General features: G+C 72.0%; 23 protein-coding genes. 12 read left to right on the top strand and 11 right to left on the bottom strand.

All coding sequences use genetic code 11. The annotated features are described in order from the left end of the window. Positions 1-128: 128 nt before the first annotated feature. Positions 129-581: a hypothetical protein gene (locus tag QRY02_RS14620; protein ID WP_285992065.1), complete on the bottom strand. Its 453-nt coding sequence runs from the start codon at positions 579-581 to the stop codon at positions 129-131. A gap of 13 nt (positions 582-594) precedes the next feature. Next, positions 595-1,560 (bottom strand): flagellar basal body-associated FliL family protein, encoded by a 966-nt coding sequence (locus QRY02_RS14615; protein ID WP_285992064.1) that lies wholly within the window; start codon positions 1,558-1,560, stop codon positions 595-597. 367 nt (positions 1,561-1,927) lie between these two features. On the opposite strand from QRY02_RS14615, the gene arc reads away from it, so the two are divergent. After that, complete coding sequence (arc, locus tag QRY02_RS14610) at positions 1,928-3,730, top strand: proteasome ATPase (RefSeq protein ID WP_285992063.1); 1,803 nt, start codon at positions 1,928-1,930, stop codon at positions 3,728-3,730. Positions 3,731-3,783: 53 nt separating this feature from the next. On the opposite strand, the gene QRY02_RS14605 is transcribed toward arc, so the two are convergent. Further along, complete coding sequence (locus QRY02_RS14605; protein ID WP_285992062.1) at positions 3,784-4,710, bottom strand: DMT family transporter; 927 nt, start codon at positions 4,708-4,710, stop codon at positions 3,784-3,786. A gap of 76 nt (positions 4,711-4,786) precedes the next feature. Between QRY02_RS14605 and QRY02_RS14600 the strand changes: the two genes are divergently transcribed. Further along, positions 4,787-5,611: a DUF3626 domain-containing protein gene (locus QRY02_RS14600; protein ID WP_285992061.1), complete on the top strand. Its 825-nt coding sequence runs from the start codon at positions 4,787-4,789 to the stop codon at positions 5,609-5,611. Here the strand turns inward: QRY02_RS14600 and QRY02_RS14595 are convergent. Then, positions 5,600-6,481: a TIGR03620 family F420-dependent LLM class oxidoreductase gene (locus tag QRY02_RS14595; protein WP_285992060.1), complete on the bottom strand. Its 882-nt coding sequence runs from the start codon at positions 6,479-6,481 to the stop codon at positions 5,600-5,602. The two genes, QRY02_RS14600 and QRY02_RS14595, sit on opposite strands and share 12 nt — an antisense overlap. A 67-nt stretch (positions 6,482-6,548) precedes the next feature. After that, positions 6,549-6,887, bottom strand: a complete 339-nt coding sequence (locus QRY02_RS14590) for an ArsR/SmtB family transcription factor (protein WP_285992059.1) — start codon at positions 6,885-6,887, stop codon at positions 6,549-6,551. 47 nt (positions 6,888-6,934) lie between these two features. Here QRY02_RS14590 and QRY02_RS14585 point away from each other — a divergent pair, with 47 nt between their 5' ends. From QRY02_RS14585 to QRY02_RS14575, 3 genes are read left to right on the top strand one after another with little or no spacing between them, the layout of a single operon-like run. Next, positions 6,935-7,270, top strand: coding sequence for a hypothetical protein (locus tag QRY02_RS14585; RefSeq protein ID WP_285992058.1), 336 nt, complete (start codon positions 6,935-6,937; stop codon positions 7,268-7,270). After that, positions 7,267-8,208 (top strand): aldo/keto reductase, encoded by a 942-nt coding sequence (locus QRY02_RS14580; protein ID WP_285992057.1) that lies wholly within the window; start codon positions 7,267-7,269, stop codon positions 8,206-8,208. Before QRY02_RS14585 ends, QRY02_RS14580 begins: the two co-directional genes overlap by 4 nt. Positions 8,209-8,261: 53 nt before the next feature. Continuing rightward, positions 8,262-8,876 carry a hypothetical protein gene (locus QRY02_RS14575; protein WP_285992056.1) on the top strand — a complete coding sequence of 205 codons (615 nt, stop codon included), beginning with the start codon at positions 8,262-8,264 and terminating at the stop codon, positions 8,874-8,876. Here QRY02_RS14575 and QRY02_RS14570 read toward each other — a convergent pair. Continuing rightward, positions 8,867-9,385, bottom strand: coding sequence for an NUDIX domain-containing protein (locus QRY02_RS14570; protein ID WP_285992055.1), 519 nt, complete (start codon positions 9,383-9,385; stop codon positions 8,867-8,869). The two genes, QRY02_RS14575 and QRY02_RS14570, sit on opposite strands and share 10 nt — an antisense overlap. Before the next feature lie 41 nt (positions 9,386-9,426). On the opposite strand from QRY02_RS14570, the gene dop reads away from it, so the two are divergent. From dop to prcA, 4 genes are all read left to right on the top strand, one after another. Beyond that, entirely contained in the window at positions 9,427-10,929 is a 1,503-nt protein-coding gene (gene dop, locus QRY02_RS14565; protein WP_285992054.1) for a depupylase/deamidase Dop, read from the top strand. 85 nt (positions 10,930-11,014) lie between these two features. Continuing rightward, positions 11,015-11,209 carry a ubiquitin-like protein Pup gene (locus tag QRY02_RS14560; RefSeq protein WP_013226725.1) on the top strand — a complete coding sequence of 65 codons (195 nt, stop codon included), beginning with the start codon at positions 11,015-11,017 and terminating at the stop codon, positions 11,207-11,209. A 111-nt stretch (positions 11,210-11,320) separates the two neighbouring features. Further along, positions 11,321-12,175, top strand: coding sequence for a proteasome subunit beta (prcB, locus tag QRY02_RS14555; protein ID WP_285992053.1), 855 nt, complete (start codon positions 11,321-11,323; stop codon positions 12,173-12,175). A gap of 55 nt (positions 12,176-12,230) precedes the next feature. Further along, positions 12,231-13,028, top strand: a complete 798-nt coding sequence (prcA, locus tag QRY02_RS14550; RefSeq protein WP_285992052.1) for a proteasome subunit alpha — start codon at positions 12,231-12,233, stop codon at positions 13,026-13,028. Positions 13,029-13,469: 441 nt separating this feature from the next. Here prcA and QRY02_RS14545 read toward each other — a convergent pair whose 3' ends face one another. From QRY02_RS14545 to QRY02_RS14535, 3 genes are all read right to left on the bottom strand, one after another. After that, positions 13,470-14,246, bottom strand: a complete 777-nt coding sequence (locus tag QRY02_RS14545; protein WP_285992051.1) for a class I SAM-dependent methyltransferase — start codon at positions 14,244-14,246, stop codon at positions 13,470-13,472. A gap of 11 nt (positions 14,247-14,257) precedes the next feature. Then, positions 14,258-15,481, bottom strand: coding sequence for an alpha/beta hydrolase (locus QRY02_RS14540; RefSeq protein WP_285992050.1), 1,224 nt, complete (start codon positions 15,479-15,481; stop codon positions 14,258-14,260). Between the two features lie 103 nt (positions 15,482-15,584). Next, a complete protein-coding gene (locus QRY02_RS14535; RefSeq protein ID WP_285992049.1) occupies positions 15,585-17,066 on the bottom strand; it encodes a bifunctional phosphatase PAP2/diacylglycerol kinase family protein in 1,482 nt (493 codons plus the stop codon). A gap of 143 nt (positions 17,067-17,209) precedes the next feature. Here QRY02_RS14535 and pafA point away from each other — a divergent pair, with 143 nt between their 5' ends. Together pafA and QRY02_RS14525 are read left to right on the top strand one after the other, a co-directional pair. Continuing rightward, on the top strand, positions 17,210-18,568 hold the full coding sequence (gene pafA / locus QRY02_RS14530) for a Pup--protein ligase (RefSeq protein ID WP_285992048.1): 1,359 nt from the start codon (positions 17,210-17,212) through the stop codon (positions 18,566-18,568). Positions 18,569-18,665: 97 nt separating this feature from the next. Next, the gene (locus QRY02_RS14525; RefSeq protein ID WP_285992047.1) at positions 18,666-19,691 is read left to right on the top strand and encodes a WD40/YVTN/BNR-like repeat-containing protein; all 1,026 of its coding nucleotides are present in this window, start codon (positions 18,666-18,668) and stop codon (positions 19,689-19,691) included. On the opposite strand, the gene QRY02_RS14520 is transcribed toward QRY02_RS14525, so the two are convergent. Both QRY02_RS14520 and QRY02_RS14515 read right to left on the bottom strand, forming a co-directional pair. Further along, positions 19,688-20,386, bottom strand: coding sequence for an SDR family oxidoreductase (locus QRY02_RS14520; RefSeq protein ID WP_285992046.1), 699 nt, complete (start codon positions 20,384-20,386; stop codon positions 19,688-19,690). The genes QRY02_RS14525 and QRY02_RS14520 overlap by 4 nt on opposite strands. Positions 20,387-20,418: 32 nt before the next feature. Continuing rightward, a complete protein-coding gene (locus QRY02_RS14515; RefSeq protein WP_285992045.1) occupies positions 20,419-21,342 on the bottom strand; it encodes an NADP-dependent oxidoreductase in 924 nt (307 codons plus the stop codon). Between the two features lie 108 nt (positions 21,343-21,450). On the opposite strand from QRY02_RS14515, the gene QRY02_RS14510 reads away from it, so the two are divergent. Next, complete coding sequence (locus tag QRY02_RS14510; protein WP_285992044.1) at positions 21,451-21,882, top strand: winged helix-turn-helix transcriptional regulator; 432 nt, start codon at positions 21,451-21,453, stop codon at positions 21,880-21,882. The last annotated feature ends 10 nt before the right edge of the window (positions 21,883-21,892 follow it).

Genomic DNA, 21,892 nt, shown 5'->3' with positions numbered 1-21,892 from the left:
GGCCGTGTCCGCGCCACCCTGCTGCAGGCGCTCGGCGGTCTACTGGCGCCGGCCGGGGTCAGGCTGGACGCCGTCCACGCGCTGGAGCGGCTGGCTGAGCTCGGCCGGCGCATGCTCGCGCCCCGGGCTCAGCCCGGCACGCACCAGCGGCCGTTCTCCTTGTGCAGCGGGAAGGGCGTGTCCTTGGTGCCGCCCGCCGCTTCGACGTGCACCTTCGCCGTCGCGGACTCGCCGCGCAGCTCCGGGGGTGCGGCCAGCTTCGCCGTGACCGGGCCGGCCGCGTCCCAGGTTCGCTGGAGGCCGGCGAGTGCGTCGGCGGTCTGCGGGCGGCAGGTGAGCTTCCCGAACGCCGCCGAGTCGTGGCGGGCGATCGCGTCGACGATCGCGCGGGCCAGCACCGCCACCGCCGCGGTGTCGGCCTCGTCGGGAGGCGGTGGCGGGGCCGACGGGCGGGGCGACGGCGACGGAGTGTCCGACGCCGCGGGCGGGGAGCCGGCCGGGGCGACGAGCAGCAGCCCGAGCACGGCACCCGCTCCGGCCACGCCGAGCAGCACCAGCCCGGCGGCGAGCGGGCGGTTCACCGCCGCCGGGTGCTCACGAGCCGTCCGCGTGGACGTTGGACAGGCACCAGAGCCCGGATTCCTTCTGCGCCGACATCGTGCCGACCTTGGTCTTGCTGCCGTCGGTGGCGGAGTAGCGGACGGTGGCCTTGTCGCCGGTCTCCTCCGGGGTGCCGGTCAGCTTCACCGTGACCTTCGGGATCTCGCCCGTGGTGCCCTCGTAGACGCTGCGGCAGATCGTGTCGCCGAGCGCCTTCTCGTCGCCCGCGTTGTAGGCCGAGAGGGTCGAGTCGAACAGCTCCTGCGAGCTGGCCTTGCCACCGGGCGCCGGGCCGCCCGCGGGCTTGCTCTTCGACGTCGGGCTGGTCGGCGCGGTGCTCTTGGGCTTCGGGGTGGACGCCTTCGGCACCGTCGAGGGTGCGGTCGGTGCGGCCGAGCTGCTGGTCGCGGGCGGTGCGGCGGTCTGCTGGTCGTCGCCGTTCATGAGCACGAACGCGGTCACGCCACCGCCGACGAGCACCACCGCGGCGGCCGCGATGCCGACGATCAGGCCGGTCTTCTTCTTGGGCGGGGGTGCCTCGCCGAAGCTGCCGCCGTACGGGTCGTGGCCGCCGAAGGACTGGGGCGGCTGGCCCCACTGGTCCTGCTGGCCGTACTGCGGGTGGCCCTGCTGGGGCTGAGGGCCCGTCTGCGGCGGGTAACCGCCCTGGCCGGGCTGGTCGTAGGGCCCGGGCTGCCCGTACTGCTGGGTGCCGCCGTCGTAGCCGCCGGGGTGCCCGTACTGCTGCGTGCCCTCGTAGCCGCCGGGCTGGCCGTACTGCTGCGTTCCGTCGTACGGGCCGGGCTGGCCGAACTGCTGGGTGCCGCCGTAGCCGGGCTGGGGCTGGGGGCCGCTCTGGGGGTAGCCGCCCTGCTGCGGCTGACCGTACGGCCCGGGCTGCTGCCCGTAGCCGCCGGGCTGCTGGCCGTAGCCGCCCGGTTGCTGCGGCGGGTAGGTCATGACTGGTGCCCCCTAGCGTTCCTTCGATAGCGCCCGGCCATCAGGGCCGGTACGGCGTCGCCCGATGCTAGCCACCGGGCCGTCCCGCCGCGCGGTTAGGGCGGAACTGGCCGGAATTGCCCGGTCTCCCGGGCGAGGTTGGCGCCGCCACGCGCGGGGTACTCCCGACGTGCTTGCTTCCTCCCGGCCCGGACGGACCCGTCACACACCCGCGTCACGGCACCGAAATGGCCGCTTGCGCTGCGGGAATGTCCGTGCTGGGGGTGGCCGGCAAACCGCGACGCGCCGATCTTGTGATGCGGAAAGGCCTTTTCTTGTCGGTGATCGCCGGTACCGTGGAATGAAAAGCACTCCGAGGAGGTGCCCGATGCATCATGACCTTCCCGGAGGTCGGCGCGAGGAGGCCGACCCTTCAGCAACATCCGGAGCTGGGACGACGGCGGACGAGCAGGCTCGGCAGATCCGTTTTCTCGAGGAAGAAGTGGCGCTGCTGCGCCGCAAACTGACGGACTCGCCACGGCAGAACCGCGTTCTCGAACAGCGGCTCGCCGAGGCCTCGGAAAGGGTGAGCCAGCTCACCGAACGCAACACCAAACTGGTCGAAACCCTGCGCGAAGCGCGAGGACAGCTCCTCGCCCTCCGCGAGGAGGTCGACCGGCTGGCCCAGCCACCGTCCGGGTACGGCGTCTTCGTCGAGGCGTACGAGGACAACACGGTGGACGTCTTCACGGCCGGCCGGAAGATGCGGGTGTCGGTTTCACCCGCGGTCGAGCTTTCGTCGCTGCGTCGCGGCCAGGCGCTGCGGCTCAACGAGGCGCTCACCGTGGTCGAGGCCGGCGGCTTCGAACGCGTCGGTGAGGTGTGCGCCCTGCGTGAGGTGCTCGCATCGGACGTCGAGGGCGGCAGCCTTCGCGCACTGGTGGTCGGGCACGCGGACGAGGAGCGGGTGGTCCTGCTCTCCGACCTGCTGGCCGAGCAGCCGCTCAAGCCGGGCGACTCGCTGCTGGTCGACTCCAAGGCCGGCTACGCGTACGAGCGCGTGCCGAAGGCGGAGGTCGAAGACCTGGTGCTGGAGGAGGTGCCCGACGTCCGCTACGAGGACATCGGTGGCCTCACCCGGCAGATCGAGCAGATCAGGGACGCGGTCGAGCTGCCGTTCCTGCACGCCGACCTGTACCAGGAGTACCAGCTGCGCCCGCCCAAGGGCGTCCTGCTCTACGGCCCGCCGGGCTGCGGCAAGACGCTCATCGCCAAGGCGGTGGCGAACTCGCTGGCCAAGAAGGTGGCGGCGGCGCGGGGCGACAACGAGGACGGGAAGTCCTACTTCCTGAACATCAAGGGTCCCGAACTGCTCAACAAGTTCGTCGGGGAGACCGAGCGGCACATCCGCCTGATCTTCCAGCGGGCGCGGGAGAAGGCCTCCGAGGGCACCCCGGTGATCGTGTTCTTCGACGAGATGGACTCGATCTTCCGGACCCGTGGGTCGGGCGTGTCGTCCGACGTGGAGACCACGATCGTGCCGCAGCTGCTGTCGGAAATCGACGGTGTCGAAGGCCTGGAGAACGTCATCGTCATCGGCGCCTCCAACCGCGAAGACATGATCGACCCGGCGATCCTGCGGCCGGGCCGGCTCGACGTCAAGATCAAGATCGAGCGTCCGGACGCCGAAGGCGCGAAGGACATCTTCTCCAAGTACCTGGCCGAAGGCCTGCCGATCCACGCCGACGACCTCGCCGAGTTCGGCGGGGACCCGAAGGCGACGTTCGACGCGATGATCCAGCACACCGTCGAGCGGATGTACGAGGAGAGCGACGAGAACCGGTTCCTCGAGGTGACCTACGCCAACGGGGACAAGGAAGTCCTGTACTTCCGCGACTTCAACTCGGGCGCGATGATCCAGAACATCGTGGACCGGGCGAAGAAGTCGGCGATCAAGTCGGTGCTGGAGACCAAGCAGCCCGGTCTCCGCGTGCAGCACCTGCTCGACGCGATCGTCGACGAGTTCGCGGAGAACGAGGACCTGCCCAACACCACCAACCCGGACGACTGGGCCCGGATCTCCGGCAAGAAGGGCGAGCGGATCGTCTACATCCGCACGCTCGTCACCGGCAAGAACCAGGACTCGGGGCGGGCGATCGACACCGCCACGAACACCGGTCAGTACCTGTAGGAGTTCGAGTGCCCGATGGGCGGTTGCCGCGAGGCAGCCGCCCATCGGCGCGTCTAACGGCGGACGAGTTCCGCTTCGGCCCGAGTTGAGCGCCGCAGGCGCAACTTCCCGTGTGCGGCGAGGATCCCCAGCACCACCAGCAGGGCCCCGGCCGGCTGGTTCCAGCTCACCGGCTCACCGAGCACCAGCACGCCGAGCAGCACGCCCACCACCGGCGTCAGGTACGTCACCGCCGAGGCGTTGGCCGCGCCCCAGGCGGCGATGATCCGCGTGTTCCAGGCGTACGCGATGCCCGTGCCGAAGACGCCGAGCACCACCATGCTCGCCACCACCGGCAGGCTCAGGTGCACCGGCGTCGCCGCGATCACCGGGGTCAGCAGGCCCAGGATCACCGTCGCCGACGCCGTCTGCCCGAACGCGACGACCACCGGGTCCGTCCCACGGGGTGAGAGGAACCGGCGCAGGTAAACGAAACACGCGCCGTAGCACGCCGTCGCGCCGAGGCAGGCGAGCTGGGCCGTCAGCCGGTGCGACACGTCGATGCCGTGCCACACCCCGACGATCGTGAGCACGCCGGCGAACCCGAGCAGCAGCCCGAGCACCCGCGGCGGCGTGAACCGCTCCTCCGGCAGCGTCGCGGCCGCCAGCAGCATCGTGACCAGCGGCGTCGTCGCGTTGAAGATGCTGGCCAAGCCGGACGAAATGTACTGTTCCGCCCACGAGAACAGCAGGAACGGCACCACGCACAACAGCACCGACACGGCCGTGAGGTGACCCCACAGCACCGGATCGCGGGGGAGCGGCCGCCGGCGCACCACCAGGATCACGGCCAGCGCCAGCGCGCCCAGCGCGACCCGGGCCAGCGCGACCTGGCCGGGGGAGAGCCCGCCGAGACCGACCTTGATGAACAGGAAACTCGCACCCCACACGATCGCCAGCAGCGCGAACCGCACCGTGACCCCGAACTCCGTCCGTCGCATGGCCGCAGTCAAACCGCCGGACCGGCCGCGAAGCCAGTGGTTTTCCGACGCCGTGTTGTGTATAACGACCTATACCATGGGGCAGGAATGGCAGGCAGCGGTCGAATACGTCGCGGACCGGGTCACCGGGCCGCCGCTGCCGGAGGACCTGGACGTCACGATCCACTTCCACCCGGACCGGCTGGTGGGGACGGTGCCGCTGCTGCGGCACTGGCTGACCGACGGCGTCTACCGCTCGCAGTTCGAGACCGGCACGGGCAACGGCGGCCTGACCGCGCACCCCGGCGGGGACCGGTGGCACTGGGAGCACCGGATGTTCGGTGGCGTCTACGACGAGCTGCCGCCGTCTCTCCGGCCGAAGTACGGCTCGCTCGACCACCGCCGCCGCCCGGCCGGTGGCTCCGTGCGGTTCGGCTCGGCCCACTTCCGGCTCAAGCGGGAAGTGCTGACGCGCACGACGTTCTGCTATCCGGACAGCTTCCGCGAACCGGCGCACTTCGGCACGCTCGCGCACATGTCGCTGATTCCCCTCGTCGAGGCGGACGCCCCCGACGAGCTCGACGACTACATCGAGGCCCACGTCCACGGCCCGCTGCGGCTGGCGGACGACGTCGCGGCCCTGGTGCTGGACCCGGCCTTCCGCGGCACCGACGTCGAAGCGGCGGCCGCCGGCTTCCGGTTCCCGACGTACTGGCACCACGGGTTCCGGCTCCCGGTGGCGGAGCTCGCCGAGCACGCGGGCTACCGCGGCGAGGAAGCCGTGCGGGCCGGCGAAGACATCGCCGAGGACGGGTGGCTGGACGCCCGCGTCATCGGCGACGCCGTCCGCGCCGGCCGGCACGACCCCCAGGTGCTCAAGCGCGTGTGGCACTGCACCGCGCGGTTCGGCCTACGCGGGTAGCAGGGCCTCGGCCAGCCGCCGCCAGTGCGGCATGGCCGAGGTGCCCGGCTCGACCCCGATGACCTGGACGCCGACGTGGTCGGCGCCCGCGTCGAGGTGCCTGCCCAGCTTCGCGGTGATCGTCTCGAGGTCGCCCCAGAACACGAGGTCGTCGACGAGGCGATCGCTGCCACGGCCGCCGTCGATGTCCGCTTCCGTGTACCCGAGCCGCCGGAACTTGGCGACGTTGTACTCCGAGGTGAGGTACATGTGCAGGTGGGCACGGGCGATCTCGCGCGCCTTGGCCGGGTCGGTTTCGAAGAGCACGGCGTGCTCGACACCGAGGAACGGGCCGGCGCCGAGGATCTCCCGCGCCTGGGCCGTGTGCTCCGGGGTCACGTGGTAGGTGTGCGCGCCCGCCGACCGGTCGCGGGCCAGTGCCAGCATCTTCGGGCCGTACGCCGCGAGGATCCGGCGCATCGGGGCGCGCGGTGCGGGGTTGACGTCTTTGCCGGCGTCCAGCGCGTCGAGGTAGCCGTTCATGGCCTGCAGCGGCTTCGCGCCGGGCTTTCCGGCGCCGAAGCCGAGGCCCAGCAGGTGGCGGTCCGGGTAGGCGTCCGCCAGCAGCAGGGCCGCGCCGCGGGTCCACTGCGGCTCGCGGGACCAGATCTGCGCGATCCCGTTGACGACGGTGAGGCGTTCGGTGGCCGACAGCAGGAACCCGGCGTGCGTCAGGGCTTCCCGTCCCTCGCTCTCCGGGATCCAGATCGCCGGCCAGCCGAGTTCTTCCAGTTCCCGCACCGAATCCCGGATCAGGCCGGCCGGCTGGTCCTCGAAGTCGAACGTCCAGATCCCGTAGCGGCCGAGCCGCATGTTCTCGATCGTACCCATAAATCGAAGTATCGCAGATTTACGATATGAACGGCCGGTGGGGTGGTGAACCCGGGGGAGGGTGAGGTCAGAGGGAGCGGCCGAGAATGGCGACGAGCTCGGCGATCCGCGCCTCGTCCCGCTTGTAGTGCGTCCACTTGCCGACGCGCGTCGCCCGCACCAGCCCGGCACGCTGCAGCGACGCCATGTACGCCGAGACCGTCGACTGCGCGAGCCCCAGCTTCTCCTGGATGTGGCTCACGCACACACCGACCTCGACCGGGTCGGCGATCGCCCGATCCACCGGGAAGTGCCGCTCGGGATCCCGCAACCACCGCAGCACCTGCAGCCGCACCGGGTTCGCGAGCGCCTTGAAGACGTCGAGCAACTGCTCGACCTCGGCCTGGGATCCGGTGCGCGTCGTCATGGTGTCGCTGCCAGTGTATCGGCGTATAACGACCTATACTCACCGGCGTGACCGAAGAACCCCGGCCCCGCGCGCCCATCACCGAAACCGACGTCCTGGCCTGGCTGGAGACGACGGCCGCCGCCGTCGAAGCGGGGGAGGTGAGTGCCCAGGAACTCATCGACATGCTCGGCGAGCTGCGCCGCGCGTCCGCGGCCTGCGCCGACGCCTCGGACTGGCTGCTGCTCGCGGCCCGTGAAGGCGGCGCCAGCCTGCGGCAGATCGCCCCCGTCTTCGGCAAGGGCTACGTCCGGGCCCCGGCCGCGCGCCTGGAGAAGCTCCACCGCCAAGCCCAGACCTCGGGGCAGTGGCTGGCCATCCTGCGGCACAAGCAGACCGCGTGAGCGCGCGCGTGGACCGCATCGCCCTCGGCCTGGCGGCGCTCGGCCGTCCCGCGTACATCAACCTGGGGCGGGACGGGGCGCTGCCGCCGGTGCGGGACGTCGCCTCGATGCGCGCGGCGACCTTCGCGGTGCTCGACGACGCCTACGCCGCGGGCGTCCGGCACGTCGACGTCGCCCGCTCCTACGGGCGCTCCGAGGAGTTCCTGGCCGGCTGGCTCGCCGAGCGCGGGCACCCGGGGGTCGAGATCTCCAGCAAGTGGGGCTACGCCTACGTCGGGGAGTGGCGGCTCGACGCCGACGTGCACGAGGTGAAGGAGCACTCGGCGGCGCGGTTCGCCACGCAGTGGGCGGAAACCCTGGCGTTGCTGGGGGACCGGGTCGGGCTCTACCAGGTGCATTCGCTCACCGTGGACAGCCCGCTCTTCACCGACGAGCCGTTGCTCGAAGCCCTCGCGGAGCTGTCCGCGAACGGTGTCGCGGTCGGCTTTTCGACGTCCGGGCCGGCCCAGGCGGACGCGATCGAGCGGGCGTTCGCGCTGGAAGCGGCCGGGCGGCCGGTGTTCTCCGCGGTGCAGTCGACGTGGAACGTCCTGGAACCGTCCGCGGGGCCGGCCCTGGCCGCGGCGCACGCGGCCGGGAACCGGGTGCTGGTCAAGGAAACCCTGGCCAACGGCAGGCTGGCGGTCGAAGCGCCGGCCGCGGTCCGCGGGATCGCCGCCGCGCACGGGACCGGGCCGGATGCGGTCGCGGTGGCCGCGGTGCTGGCGAACGACTGGGCGGACCGGGCGGTCATCGGCCCGGCGAGCCCGGCTCAGCTCGCGGCGAACCTGCAGGCCACGGCGCTGGAACTGACCGCGGCCGAACGGGATTCGCTGGCCGCGCTCGCCGAGGAGCCCGGGGCGTACTGGCGACACCGGTCCTCGTTGGAGTGGGACTGAGGGGCTGCACTACCCTTCGCAGGCACGCCACGGACAACAGGAGGCCGGAGCAGGTGCGTCATCGGCAGGCGATCGCGTTGGCCGCGGTCGCGTTGGTGGGTCTCACGGGCTGCGACGGGCCCGATCCGAACAACCTCGAGACGTACTACGACGATCCGGTGCCCACGTCCCCGGCGGCACCGGCGGCACCGAAGACGTCGGAAGCCCCGGTGAGCCCGGCGAAGGCGACCCCGGCGGCACCCGATCTCAGCGGGCTCGCGCAGCGGGCGCTGCTGTCCGATGCGGACGTCGCGGGGGAAGGCGTGCAGCCGGGCTCGGAGGAGACCGCGGGCTGCCTGGCGGACGGGCCGTCGGCGAGCAGCCGGACCGCGACCTGGCGCTACCCCAGCGGGTCGGAGCTGAGCCACCGCGTCTTCGTGTTCCCGGACCGGACGGCCGCCCAGGCCGTCGCGGAGACCGACTGCGCGGGCAAGACGGTGAGCGTCCCGGCCCAGGCCGGGGTCGAACTGCAGCGTGCCTGGTGCGACGGCAAGACCTGCACGGTGCTGCTGGCCAGGAAAATGCTCGTGTCCGAGCTGACGGTCTCGGCGAGCACCGGGGCCCGCGCGGTGGACGCGGCGAAGCGCCTGCTGCCCGCGATGGCGGCGAAGCTGGCTGCTCAGCCGTAGCGGCGGAACCATTCCTGGACGCCTTCGCGGCCGTCGGGGATGAAGGGCAGCTCGGGCGCCGGGTCGTCGACCCAGGCCCGCAGTTCCGCCAGGGTGATCCAGCGGCCTTCCACGATCTCCTCGGCTTGGTGGCGGATCGGGCCGTCCCAGCGGACTTCGAAGGCGAAGTTGTGGCAGCGGTTGCGGCCGTCGTCGTAGACCTTGGTGAACAGCGGCACGGGTTCCACCCCCTGGACACCGAGTTCCTCGGCGAGTTCGCGGCGGGCGCACTCGGCCGGGGTTTCGCCGGCGGCCACCACGCCGCCGGCCCAGCAGTCCCAGGTGGAGGGGAAGACGTCCTTCCCGGGGGTGCGGAGGTGCACGTAGACCGCGTTTCCGTCACCCGAACGGACCAGGACCACGCCGGCGGCGTGCCACAGGCCTTCGCTGCGGAGGCGGGTGCGGACGGTGGTGCCGACCACCGCGCCGGCCTGGTCATAGAGGGCAACGAGTTCGTCACTGCCTGGCATGGGTGCATCGTTCCACTAGGGCGACCCCGTAGGGTGGTGACATGCGGCGGATCATGGGAACCGAAGTCGAGTACGGCATCTCCGTGCCGGGCGACGCGACGGCGAACCCGGTACTCACCTCCACCCAGGTCGTGCTGGCCTACGCGGCCGCGGCCGACATCCCGCGCGCCCGGCGGGCGCGGTGGGACTACGAGGTGGAGAGCCCGCTGCGGGACGCGCGCGGGTTCGACCTGACCGGCCCGGGCGGCCCGGGGCACGACCCGGACGTCGAGGACCTGGGGGCGGCGAACGTCATCCTCACCAACGGGGCGCGGCTGTACGTCGACCACGCGCACCCGGAGTACTCGGCGCCCGAGGTGACGAACGCGCGGGACGCGGTCATCTGGGACAAGGCCGGCGAGCGGGTGATGGAGGAGGCGGCGATGAAGGCCGCCTCCGTGCCGGGCCAGCCACAGCTGCAGCTGTACAAGAACAACGTCGACGGCAAGGGCGCGAGCTACGGCACGCACGAGAACTACCTGTGCGCGCGGTCGACCCCGTTCACCGCGATCATCGCGGGGCTGACGCCGTTCTTCGTTTCGCGGCAGGTGGTGACCGGCTCGGGCCGGCTCGGGATCGGCCAGCAGAGTGAAGAGGCCGGGTTCCAGCTCTCCCAGCGTGCGGACTACATCGAGGTCGAGGTCGGCCTGGAGACCACGCTCAAGCGCGGGATCATCAACACCCGCGACGAGCCGCACGCGGACGCGGACAAGTACCGGCGGCTGCACGTCATCATCGGCGACGCGAACATGTCGGAGTACTCGACCTACCTGAAGGTCGGGACGACGGCGCTGGTGCTGGACCTGATCGAGTCGGGCATCCGGTTCGACGACCTGAAGCTCGACGAGCCGGTCAAGGCGGTGCACCAGATCAGCCACGACCCGACGCTGAAGACGCAGGTCGCGCTGGCCAACGGCAAGAAGTACACCGGGCTGGACCTGCAGTTCGCCTACCACGAGATCGCTTCGCAGAACCTGGAGCGCACCGGCGCCGACCAGGCCTCGAAGGAGGTCCTGCGGGTCTGGGGCGAGATACTGGACGCCCTGGCGCGCGACCCGCAGGAGTGCGCGGACCGGCTGGACTGGCCGGCGAAGCTGCGGCTGCTGGAGGGCTACCGCCAGCGGGACAACCTGGCCTGGGGCGCGCCGCGGCTGCGGCTGGTCGACCTGCAGTATTCGGACGTGCGGCTGGCGAAGGGCCTGTACAACCGGCTCGTCACCCGCGGGTCGATGAAGCGGCTGGTCTCGGAGGAGGAGGTGCTGGCCGCGGTGACGACGCCTCCGTCGGACACGCGGGCCTACTTCCGCGGCCGGGCGCTGGAGAAGTACGCGACGTCCATCGCGGCGGCTTCGTGGGATTCGGTCATCTTCGACGTGGGCAAGGAGTCGCTGGTGCGGATCCCCACCCTCGAGCCGCTGCGGGGGACGAAGGCGCACGTCGGCAAGTTGCTGGACAACGCGGCGACGGCGGAGGAGCTGGTGGAGGCGCTCACCGGTTCGGACTAGGCGGTTGGCACACCGATCGCGGCGTTGCCCCGAATGTCGGGGCCGCTGGGTAGGCTAGGAAACATCAGCCACACCGGGAGGCGAGATGGCCCAGGAAAAGATCGAAAAGCACGGCGGTGGTGACTCCGACGAGGAGTTCGACGACACCGGCGCGGCGGGTCAGGAGCGGCGCGAGAAGCTCGGCGAGGACGTGGACACGATCCTCGACGAGATCGACGACGTGCTCGAAGAGAACGCCGAGGACTTCGTCCGGGCCTACGTGCAGAAGGGCGGCGAATAGCCGCTCGGGCGCACTGCGCCCTTGCCGACCGTTCAGCCGGCGGCCGGAGTTCCGCGTGGCGTCCTCCGCGCGCGGGGCTCCGGCCCGCACAGATGGGATTTTTGAGCACGTATGGACAACACCAGGGGCATCTCGGGTCCCGCGCTGCCTGCGGCGTACTTTTCCTCGGCGACGTCGTCGTTTTCGGACTTCCTGCGCGTCCAGGCGCCGGAACTGCTCCCGGAGCGGCGCGTGGCGCCGGGTGCGGCGGAGCTGGGCCTCCCGCACGGGACGACGATCGTCGCGTGCACGTTCGCGGGCGGTGTGCTGATCGCGGGTGACCGGCGGGCGACGTCGGGGAACCTGATCGCGAGCCGCGACATCGAGAAGGTGCACGTCACCGACGAGTATTCGGCGGTCGGCATCGCGGGCACGGCGGGGCTGGCCGTGGAGATGGTGCGGCTGTACGCGGTCGAGCTGGCGCACTACGAGAAGATCGAGGGCGTTTCGCTGTCGCTGGACGGCAAGACGAACAAGCTGGCCGGGATGGTCAAGGCGAACCTCGAGATGGCGATGGCCGGGCTGGCGGCGATCCCGTTGTTCGTGGGGTACGACCTGGAGGCCGAGGACGCCAAGCACGCCGGGCGGATCGTGTCGTACGACGCCGCGGGCGGGCGCTACGAGGAGAACGGCGGCTACGCGGGCATCGGCTCGGGTTCGCTGTTCGCGAAGTCCGCGCTGAAGAAGCTGCACGACCCGGACGCCGACGTCGAGGGCGCGACGCGGGTCGCGGTGGAGGCGCTGTACGACGCGGCGGACGACGACACCGCGTCGGGCGGCCCGGACCTGGTGCGGCGGATCTTCCCGAGCGTCGTGACGATCACCGCGGAGCGCGGCGCCGTGCAGCTGTCGGAGTCGGAGACGGCGGCGGTGGCCGAAGCCGTGGTGGCCGGGCGGATCGAGCGCCAGCAGCGCCGGCTGTCCTGACCGGAACCGGACGACCAGTGAACGTTGGAACACCGAAAGACCTGGAGCGCACACCGTGACGATGCCGTTGTATGCCTCTCCCGAGCAGCTGATGCGGGAGCGTTCCGAGCTGGCGCGCAAGGGCATCGCGCGCGGCCGGAGCGTGGTGGTGCTGAAGTACTCGGGTGGCGTGCTGTTCGTGGCGGAGAACCCGTCGGCGACGCTGCACAAGGTCTCCGAGATCTACGACCGGATCGGGTTCGCCGCGGTCGGGCGCTACAGCGAGTTCGAGAACCTGCGCGTGGCGGGCATCCGCCACGCGGACCTGAAGGGCTACCAGTACGACCGGCGTGACGTGAGCGCCCGGGCGCTGGCGAACGCGTACGCGGCGACGCTGGGCAGCATCTTCACCGAGCAGCTGAAGCCGTTCGAGGTGGAGGTATGCGTCGCGGAGGTCGGGGCGAGCGCGGCGGAGGACCAGCTGTACCGGCTGACCTACGACGGGTCCATCTTCGACGAGCCGCAGTACATCGTGATGGGCGGCCAGAACGAGAAGATCGCGGCCAAGCTGAAGGAGACGTTCGAGGACGGCCTGGACCTGCAGGCGGCCTTGGGCGTGGCGGTGGCGGCCCTGCGGACGCCGACCCAGCCGGCCCCGTCGACGTCGTCATCGGGCTCGTCCGCTTCATCGTCGGCGAACGCATCGGCGAACGGCAACAGCGACGCGGACCCGATCAAGCTGGAGGTGGCGGTCCTGGACCGCGACCGCCCGCGCCGATCGTTCCGCCGCCTGACGGGCGCGGCACTGGACACGCTGCTCCCGGTCCCGGACCCGCAGGGCGAGGAGCCGGAGAGCAAGCCCGAAGGCGAGTGAGTTCCTGAGCGAGACGGGGCGTGGCCGGTGGGCCACGCCCCGCTCCCATCTGCCCCCCCCCGGACCACCGCCCCCGACCACCGCCCGCGATCACCGCCCACCGCCCCCGACCACCGACCACCGGGCGAAGGCGAGCAGGGGGCGCAGGTATCGAGGAGCCGCGGGTCCTACGGCCTTTCCGCACAACCGGCTCCAAAGACAACCCGCCTCGGCCACACCCCCCCTGCCGACCCGATACGCAGCCGCATCAGCGGCCGGCAGGCCGGCAGGCCGGGTCAAGGCACGCTTTCCCGCCTTGACGCGGTCTGACGGCCGTTGAACAATCCGGCGTTCGGGCCGGCGGGGAGAACCCGGCAGACCCCAACACCGCAGCGTTCGATCCTGCGCACACCGGGCTGGGTCGAGGGCGCCGGTCCCACGGTCATCCCACCCGTCCCGTGGTCATCCCACCCGCTGCGCAACAGCGAGCAGATGGGCACTGGTTTCGAGGATCCGCGGATCCTGTTCACCGATCCGAGCAGCCCGCAGGGCCGCTTCGACCAGGCTGTCGAACCGGTCGAGCCCGGCCGCGTCGAGCGCGGGCCACGCCGGGCCTTCGATCCCGTACACCCCGGCTTCCGGAAAGCCCGCGGCGACGACTTCCTCGCGCAGTTCGGTGGCGGTGTGCCAGTGCGTCGGGACGAACCCGACGTGGCCGTCGTACGCGCCGGTCTCGATGACCGCGCGGATCGGGTCGGTCAGCTCGGCGGTGAGGGTGCCCGCGGCGCCGGTTTCCAGCAGTGAGAGGTAGCGGCTGATACCCGCGGCCGCGAGCAGCCCGCCCGGTCGCAGGACCCGGTGGGCTTCGGCGAGGGCCTGGGCGCGGTCGGCCGGTCCGACGAGGTGGTAGAGCGGCCCGAGCAGCAGGACGACGTCGAACGCGGCGTCCGGTGCGGTGAGGCTGCGGGCGTCCCCGGCCTCGGCGGTCACCCCGGGCAGCGTGCCGGCGTGCGCGACGTGGTCCGCGACGATGTCGACGAGGTGGACGGCGTGTCCGTCGGCCGCGAGCCACTCGGCGTGGACACCGGTCCCGCCGCCGACATCGAGCACGCGGGCGTGCGCGGGCAGGAAGCGGCGGAGCAGTTCGCGGGTGCGCAGGTACTCCAGCCGGCCGTGCGGGGTGCGGGACAGCCGGGTGTGTTCGGCCGGGCCCGCGCGATAGTGCGTGTCAAGATCCATACCCGCAGTCTTCAGGACGTCGCGGGCGAGGTCCGGAAGTTCTGATCGGCGAACGCGAGCAGGTACGGCAGGGTCGCCCGGGCCGTGTGCCAGGTGTGGTTGAAGCCGCGTTCGGCGTGGACCACCGCTTCCTGCCCGCGAGCGTGCAGTGCCTCCGCGATCCGCCGAGCCGTCGCGACGTCGGTCGGCGCCCCGGTGCCGACCGCGAGCATCACCGAGATCGGCACCGTGAACTTCATCGTCGGCAGGTAGCGGCGGGGGGTGTTGGCGGCGATGGCCGCCCGGTCGCCGTCGAGGATGCCGACCGAGTCGTTGAGGTCGTCGTAGGGCAGCGCGATCACCAGGGTGGCGAACTCGTCGACGTGGTGGAGGCCGATGTTGAGCGCGCCGAAGCCACCGCCGGACATGCCGCCCAGTGCCCGGTGGGTGCGGTCGGCGAGCGTGCGGTAGCGCTGGTCGACGGCCGGGACGACGGTGCCGGCCAGGTAGCTCTCCAGCTGCGGCCCGCCGGGCACGTTCAGGCACTCCCAGTCGGTGCTGGGGTTGCCGGCGGTCAGGTCGACGCTGACCACGATCATCGGCGCGATGACGTTGGCCTGCTGAAGCGCCAGGAGCGAGCCGGGGGCGTCGCCGGAGGTGAGCCAGTCGCGGGGACCGCCGAAGGGGTAGCCGTGGATGAGGTAGACGACCGGGTAGCGGCGGGTGGGGTCGCTGTCGTACCCGGGCGGGAGGATGACGTAGTTGCTGCCCGAGGGGATCCCGTGGGCGGGATCGGCGAGGTTGACGACGTCGATCCGCTGCCCGGCGGCCGCCGCGCCCGCGCCGGGGTGCGGCCTGGACGACGACGAATCCGGCGACGAGCCCGACGACGGTTCGGGGGCCTCCTTGCCGTCGTCGAGCAGGCGGCCGGCGAGGTTGACGACGCCGGGGCCGCGCTGGAGGAGCCGGGCCAGGTCGTCGGAGGTGCGGACGTACCCGACGTAGCTGTTGAGGGCGGTGACCGACGCCAGCAGCAGGAGCACGCCGAAGGCGGTGAACCCCCAGCGCCGGACCCGCCGCCGGTACCAGAGCGCGGCCACGACGGCGAGGACGGCGACGGCGGCCGAGGCGAAGCCGAGCCAGATGAGCGGTGACTCGAGCGGGCCCAGGTCGCGGGCGCGGGCGGTGACGTCACCCGGCAGCACCGGGTCGCTCGCGGCCCGGTGGATGACGCTCGCCAGGCCGTGCCCGTCCATCGAATCCCCGCTCGTCCCCTGGCCGCGGGCAGGAATGCCCGCAACTCGATCGCGAAGCTAGCCGGGACAGGCTGTGGGTTCGTTGAGAAAAGGTAAAGGAAAGTTAAAGGCGGTAGAGGGTCAAGGCGCTGGGACGCGACCGGAAGCGGAACCGGTTGCCGAGCGGGCCGACCTCGCCGTCGGTGGCGACGCGGCGGTTGCCGTCGAGCAGCTCGACGTCCAGTTCGGGCAGGTCGAGCTCCTGGTAGACGTGGCTGGCGGCGAGGCTGCGGGTGATCATCGCGAGCAGGAACCGGGCCCGGGAGTAGGGCAGGTCGGCGCGCAGGTAGCGGATGTCCAGCAGGCCGGTGTCGAGCGCGGGGCGCCGGCTCGGGGCGAACCCCTTGGGCGCGTACGTGCCGTTGCCGACGAACAGCAGCCAGACCTGCGCCCGTTTGCCGTTGAGCCGGACGGTCAGCGGCTTGGCGTGCCGCAGCGTCCTGGCCAGCGCGATCGCGGCCGAAGGCCACTTCGGGTGCTTCTCCTGCAGCTTCTCCCGCAGCCGCACCATCTCCGGGTAGCCGCCCAGGCTGGCGGTGTTGACGAACCAGCGGTGGTCTGCCTCGCCGGCGCCGTCGATCTCGACTTCGCCCAGGTCGACGCGGACCGCGTTGCCGACCTCGGTGGCCGCGTCGGCGTCGGGCATCGAGCTGACGCCGACGTCGCGGGCGAAGTGGTTGAGCGTCCCCGCCGGGACCAGGGCGAGCGGCAGGTCGCGTTCGGCGGCGACCGAGGCGACCGCCGCGACGGTGCCGTCCCCACCCGCGACGGCCAGCGCGCGGACCGTGCCACGGGCGTCGATCTCGGCCTCGAGCTGGGCGCGCAGGCCCCGCTCGGGATCCGGGTAGAGCAGCGTGGCCTTGGGCCAGGCGAACTTGACGTCCTCGGTCGGGTCTTGGCCGGCGACGCCGGAGTTCGGGTTGACGACGGCGAGCATGTCCTCGCCGTCGACCATCTCGGGCGCGTCGGCGTCGTGGGCCGTGCGGCCCGGGACGTCGTCGTGCAGCGGCCACCAGTGCCGGGTGGCCAGTCCCACGCCGACGCCGATGCCCAGGCCGACACCGACGTCGGAGGGCCAGTGCACGCCGGTGTGCACCCGCGAGTAGGCCACGGCCAGCGCCAGCGGCGCCACGACGAGCCCGGCCCGCGGCGACTCCATCGCCACCGCCGTCGCGAACGCGGCCGCGGACGCGGAGTGACCGGAGGGGAAGGACGAGGACGTGGGCCGTTTCCGCAGGCGGCGGCGCATCGGCGTCTCTTCTTCGGCCGGGCGGCGGCGCGGGAAGAGCGGCTTGCCGATCAGGTTGGCCGCGGCGCTGGCCCCGGCGATCGCCACGACCCCGCGCAGCGCACCCCGGCGGGTGGCGCCCTGGCGGGCGGCCAGCAGCGCGGCGACACCCCACCACAGACGTGATTTGTTCGCCGATCTCGACAGCGTCATCAGCGCGTCGTCGACCTTCGAGGCGGGCAACGAGGCACTGCGGCGCATCAGGGCGCGGTCGGTCCGGCCGACCCGCCGGAAGGCCCGGATGAGCTGGTGTGACAAGGAGTCCGCCTTCCGCACGTCGTCAAGAGCTGTGCTCCAATCGTGCCTGATTCGGGGAGATTTCACCGTCTGTGGCGTACTGAGGGCGTGTCGACGCCCGAACGGCGCACCGTCGAAGGGGGTGCAGCGCCTACTCTGGTGGAATGCAGCGGCGGATCTTTGGCATCGAGACCGAGTTCGGGGTCACGTGCACCTTCCACGGACAACGCAGGCTCTCGCCCGACGAGGTGGCGCGGTACCTGTTCAGGCGGGTCGTGTCGTGGGGACGCTCCTCCAACGTGTTCCTGTCGAACGGCTCGCGGCTCTACCTCGACGTCGGCTCGCACCCCGAGTACGCGACGGCCGAATGTGACGACCTGGTCCAGCTCGTCACGCACGACAAGGCCGGGGAGCGGATCCTCGAGGACCTGCTGGTCGACGCCGAACGGCGGCTCGCCGACGAAGGCATCGGCGGCGACATCTTCCTGTTCAAGAACAACACCGACTCGGCGGGCAACTCCTACGGCTGTCACGAGAACTACCTGGTGACCCGGGCGGGGGAGTTCTCCCGGATCGCGGACGTGCTGCTCCCGTTCCTGGTGACCCGCCAGCTCATCTGCGGTGCCGGCAAGGTGCTGCAGACCCCGCGCGGCGCGGTCTACTGCCTCTCCCAGCGTGCCGAGCACATCTGGGAGGGCGTCTCAAGCGCGACCACCCGCTCGCGGCCGATCATCAACACCCGCGACGAGCCGCACGCCGACGCCGAGCGCTACCGGCGCCTGCACGTCATCGTGGGCGACTCGAACATGGCCGAGCCTACGACCATGCTCAAGGTCGGCTCGGCGAACCTGGTCCTCGAGATGATCGAGGCCGGCGTCCAGTTCCGCGACTTCACCCTGGACAACCCGATCCGGGCGATCCGCGAAATCAGCCACGACCTCACCGGCCGCCGCCAGGTGCGGCTGGCGGGCGGGCGCGAGGCCTCGGCGCTGGACATCCAGCGCGAGTACCACGCCCGCGCGATCCAGCACATCAAGGACAACGGCACGACCGCGGCGAACGAGCGCGTCGTCGAGCTGTGGGGCCGGGCCCTGGACGCGGTCGAGCAGCAGGACTTCGGCAAGATCGACACCGAGATCGACTGGGCGATCAAGCACCGGCTGGTCGAGCGCTACCGGCACAAGCACGACCTGGACCTGTCCAGCCCGCGCATCGCCCAGCTCGACCTGGCCTACCACGACATCCGCCGGGGCCGGGGCATCTTCGACCTGCTCCAGCGCAAGGGCCTGGTCCGCCGGGTCACCGACGACGGCGAGATCGAAGCCGCCAAGGACACCCCGCCGCAGACGACCCGGGCGAAGCTGCGCGGCGACTTCATCGCCGCCGCCCAGGCCGCGGGCCGCGACTTCACCGTCGACTGGGTGCACCTGAAGCTGAACGACCAGGCCCAGCGCACGGTCCTGTGCAAGGACCCGTTCCGCTCGGTCGACGAGCGGGTGGAACGCCTGATCAGCTCGCTCTGAGGCATCGTCCGTGCGGGCCGTCCCGGGTGCCGGGGCGGCCCGCACGGCTGTCCGCGTGCGACGAAAGTCGGTTCCCGGGTGCGGGAGGATCGGGCGCATGCGTCTCCTGCTGATCGTGCTCGCCCTGCTGGTTTCGATCGCGGCTCCGGCGTCGGCGCGGGAGCACCCGCCGAGGTGGGAGCTCACGCCGACGGGGGTCACCGCCCAGTTCCGCGGCCTGTCGGCGGTCAGCGCCCGGGTCGCGTGGGTCAGCGGCACGCAGGGCACCGTCCTGCGCACCCTCGACGGCGGCCGCACCTGGGCGCCGGTCGGGCCGCCCGGGACCGAGGCGCTCCAGTTCCGCGACATCGAAGCCTTCGACGCCGACCACGCCGTGGTCCTCTCCATCGGGCCGGGCACCGACTCCCGTGTCTACCGGACCGACGACGGCGGCGCGCACTGGCGCCAGACGTTCCAGAACACCGACGCGGCGGCGTTCTACGACTGCCTCGCCTTCTTCGACCCGTGGCGTGGCCTGGCGATGAGCGACCCCGTCGACGGCCGGTTCCGGGTGCAGGCCACCTTCGACGGCGGCCGCAGCTGGCGGCCGGTGCCCGACAGCGGCTTCCCGCCCGCGCTGCCCGGTGAGGCCGGGTTCGCGGCCAGCGGCCAGTGCGTCACCACGGCCGGGCCGTTCGACGCCTGGCTCGCGACGGGCGGCGGCGCGACCGCCCGGGTGCTGCACTCCGGTGACGGCGGCCGGCACTGGACGGCGTCGGACACGCCGTTGCCCAGCAGCCCGTCGGCGGGCGTGTTCGCCCTGGCCTTCCGCTCACCGTCCCAGGGCATCGCGATCGGTGGCGACTTCGCCAACCCGGACGCGCCCGGCCCGGCCGTCGCGCTCACCCGGGACCGCGGCCGCACCTGGACGACCCCGGCCCAGTACCCGGCCGGCTACCGCTCCGGGCTGGCCTGGCGCGGCGGGACGGTGCTCGCGGTCGGTCCCGGCGGCAGCGACTACAGCCCCGACGGCGGACGGCACTGGACGTCGTTCGACACGGGCAGCTTCGACAGCGTCGACTGCGCCGGGGCGGCCTGCTGGGCCAGTGGTGCCGGAGGCCGCGTCGCCCGCCTGGGCTCCTAGAGCACCTGGCCGGTCGGGCGGACCATGATCTCGTTGACGTCGACCGAGGGCGGCTGCCGGAGGGCGTAGAGGACCGCGCGGGCGATGTCGTCCGCGGCCAGCTTCGGCTTCTTGCGCTGCTCGTCGCTGAGGATGTCGGTGTCGGTGATGCCCGGGTTGATCAGCGTGACCCGGACACCGGTGCCGACGGCCTCCTCGCGGATCGCACCGGCCATCCCGGTCACGGCCCACTTCGTGGCGGAGTAGAGGCTCGCGTTGCGGATGTAGCGGCCGGCGACCGAGCCGGTGATGAGCAGGTGCCCGGCGGTTTCCTCGAGCGCGGGCAGGGCGGCGCGGGCGGTGTAGGCGGCGCCGAGGACGTTGGTGCGGACCATGGGCTCCCACGCCGTGGGATCGGGGTCGTCGGTGCCGAAGAACGAGGTCCCGGTGCCGATGCCGGCGTTGGCGAAGGCGGCGTCGAGCCGCCCGAACTTTTCGACGGTCTCGGCGACGGCACCGGAGATGCTCGGCCAGTCCCCGACATCGGCGCCGAGGGCGATGGCCCGGTCCTCGCCGAGTTCGGTGGCGAGGGGCGTGACGGACTCGGCCTTGCGGGCGACGAGGGCGACCTTGAAGCCGGCTTCGGCGGCCAGGCGTGCGGTCGCGGCGCCGAGGCCGCGCGAGGCGCCGGTGATGAGGAGAACGCGATCATCCATGCACTCCAGGTTATGGGGGCCCGGGCCGGTTCTCACGGCACCAGGACGAGCCGGCCGCGCAGGCCGCCCGCGGCCAGCCGTTCGTGCGCGGCCGCCGCCTCGGCCAGGGGCCGGACTCCGGCCACGCGCAGCGGGAGCGTGCCGTTCTCCGCCAGGCGGGCCAGCTCGGCCAGGCGTTCGCCGTCCGCGCGGATCCAGACGGTGCGGACGCGGATCCCGCGGAGGGGGATCGGGGCGGCGCCCGCCGCGAACGCCACGAACTCGCCGCCGCCCCGGACCGCGTCGAGCGCGTCCAAGCCGAGCAGCGCGGTGTCGAGTGCGGCGTCCACCCCGCCCGGGACCACCGCGCGGACCCGGTCGGCCAGCGCCCGGCCGCGTGGCACGAACTCGTCGGCGCCGAAGGCCCGGACCTGCGCTTCGTCGGCTTCGGAGGCCACCGCCACCACGCGGAGCTTCCGGGCGCGCGCGAGAGCGACGGCATACCCGCCGACCGCTCCGCCCGCCCCGGTGACCAGGACCGTCCCGGTGGTTTCGACGAGGTCGAGCGCCTGTGCGGCGGTGAGGGCGTTCAGCGGCAGGGTCGCGGCTTCGACCGGCGAAACACCCACCGGAGCAGGCGCGACCGCCGACGCGTCCAGGACGATGTGCTCGGCGTAGGTGCCGAGCGGTGTGGCGATCCGGTCGCGCAGGCCGATCACCGCCTCGCCCACCCGGAACCCGGTGTCCCCGGCATCGTCGATCTCCCCGGCGACGTCCCACCCCAGCCCGAGCACCTCCCGCGCGGGAACCACCCCCGCCGCACTCAGCACCCCGCTCCTGGTCGCCAGGTCCACCGGGTTCACCGCGGCCGCCGCCACCCGGATCCGCACCTGGCCCGGACCCGGCTCGGGCACGGATACCTCGGCGAACTCCAGCACCTCCGGCCCACCGAACCGCCGGACCACCACCGCACGCATCGCCTGCTCCTCTCGACGGGGAAACCTTCCGCCGCAAACGTATGGGGAGCTACTCTCCATCGGGAAGTACGCACCTGCAGGTGCCCACCGAACGAGGAGGTTCGCCCGGTGCCCACGCGCACGGCGGAACAGCGGCGGCAAGCCGAAAAGGCCGCCTACGACGCCTACCTGGCGGCGTGCCCCACCCGGAAGCTGCTGGACGAGATCGCCGGCAAGTGGGTCAGCCTCGTCCTGGTCGCGCTCGGTGACGGCCCGCAGCGCTACAGCGACCTTTCGCGGCGCATCGCCGGGGTCAGCCAGAAGATGCTCACCCAGACCCTGCGGGTGCTCGAACGGGACGGTCTGGTGCGCCGCGAAGTGACGCCGGCGGTGCCCGTCCGCGTCGACTATTCCCTTACGCCACTGGGAGAATCGCTGCGCGCGCTGATGGCCGGGTTCAAGGCGTGGGCGGAGGCCAACTTCGAAGCCGTCGCCGCCGCCCGGACCGATTACGACGCGCGTACCCCGGACCTCACGATCGGGCCGGGCGGTGCGGGCTAGGCTCTACCGG

Source organism: Amycolatopsis sp. DG1A-15b (genome assembly GCF_030285645.1).
Lineage (GTDB): Bacteria > Actinomycetota > Actinomycetes > Mycobacteriales > Pseudonocardiaceae > Amycolatopsis.
The sequence above is the reverse complement of the archived record's forward strand: the minus strand, read 5'-3'. Positions and strand labels throughout refer to the sequence as shown.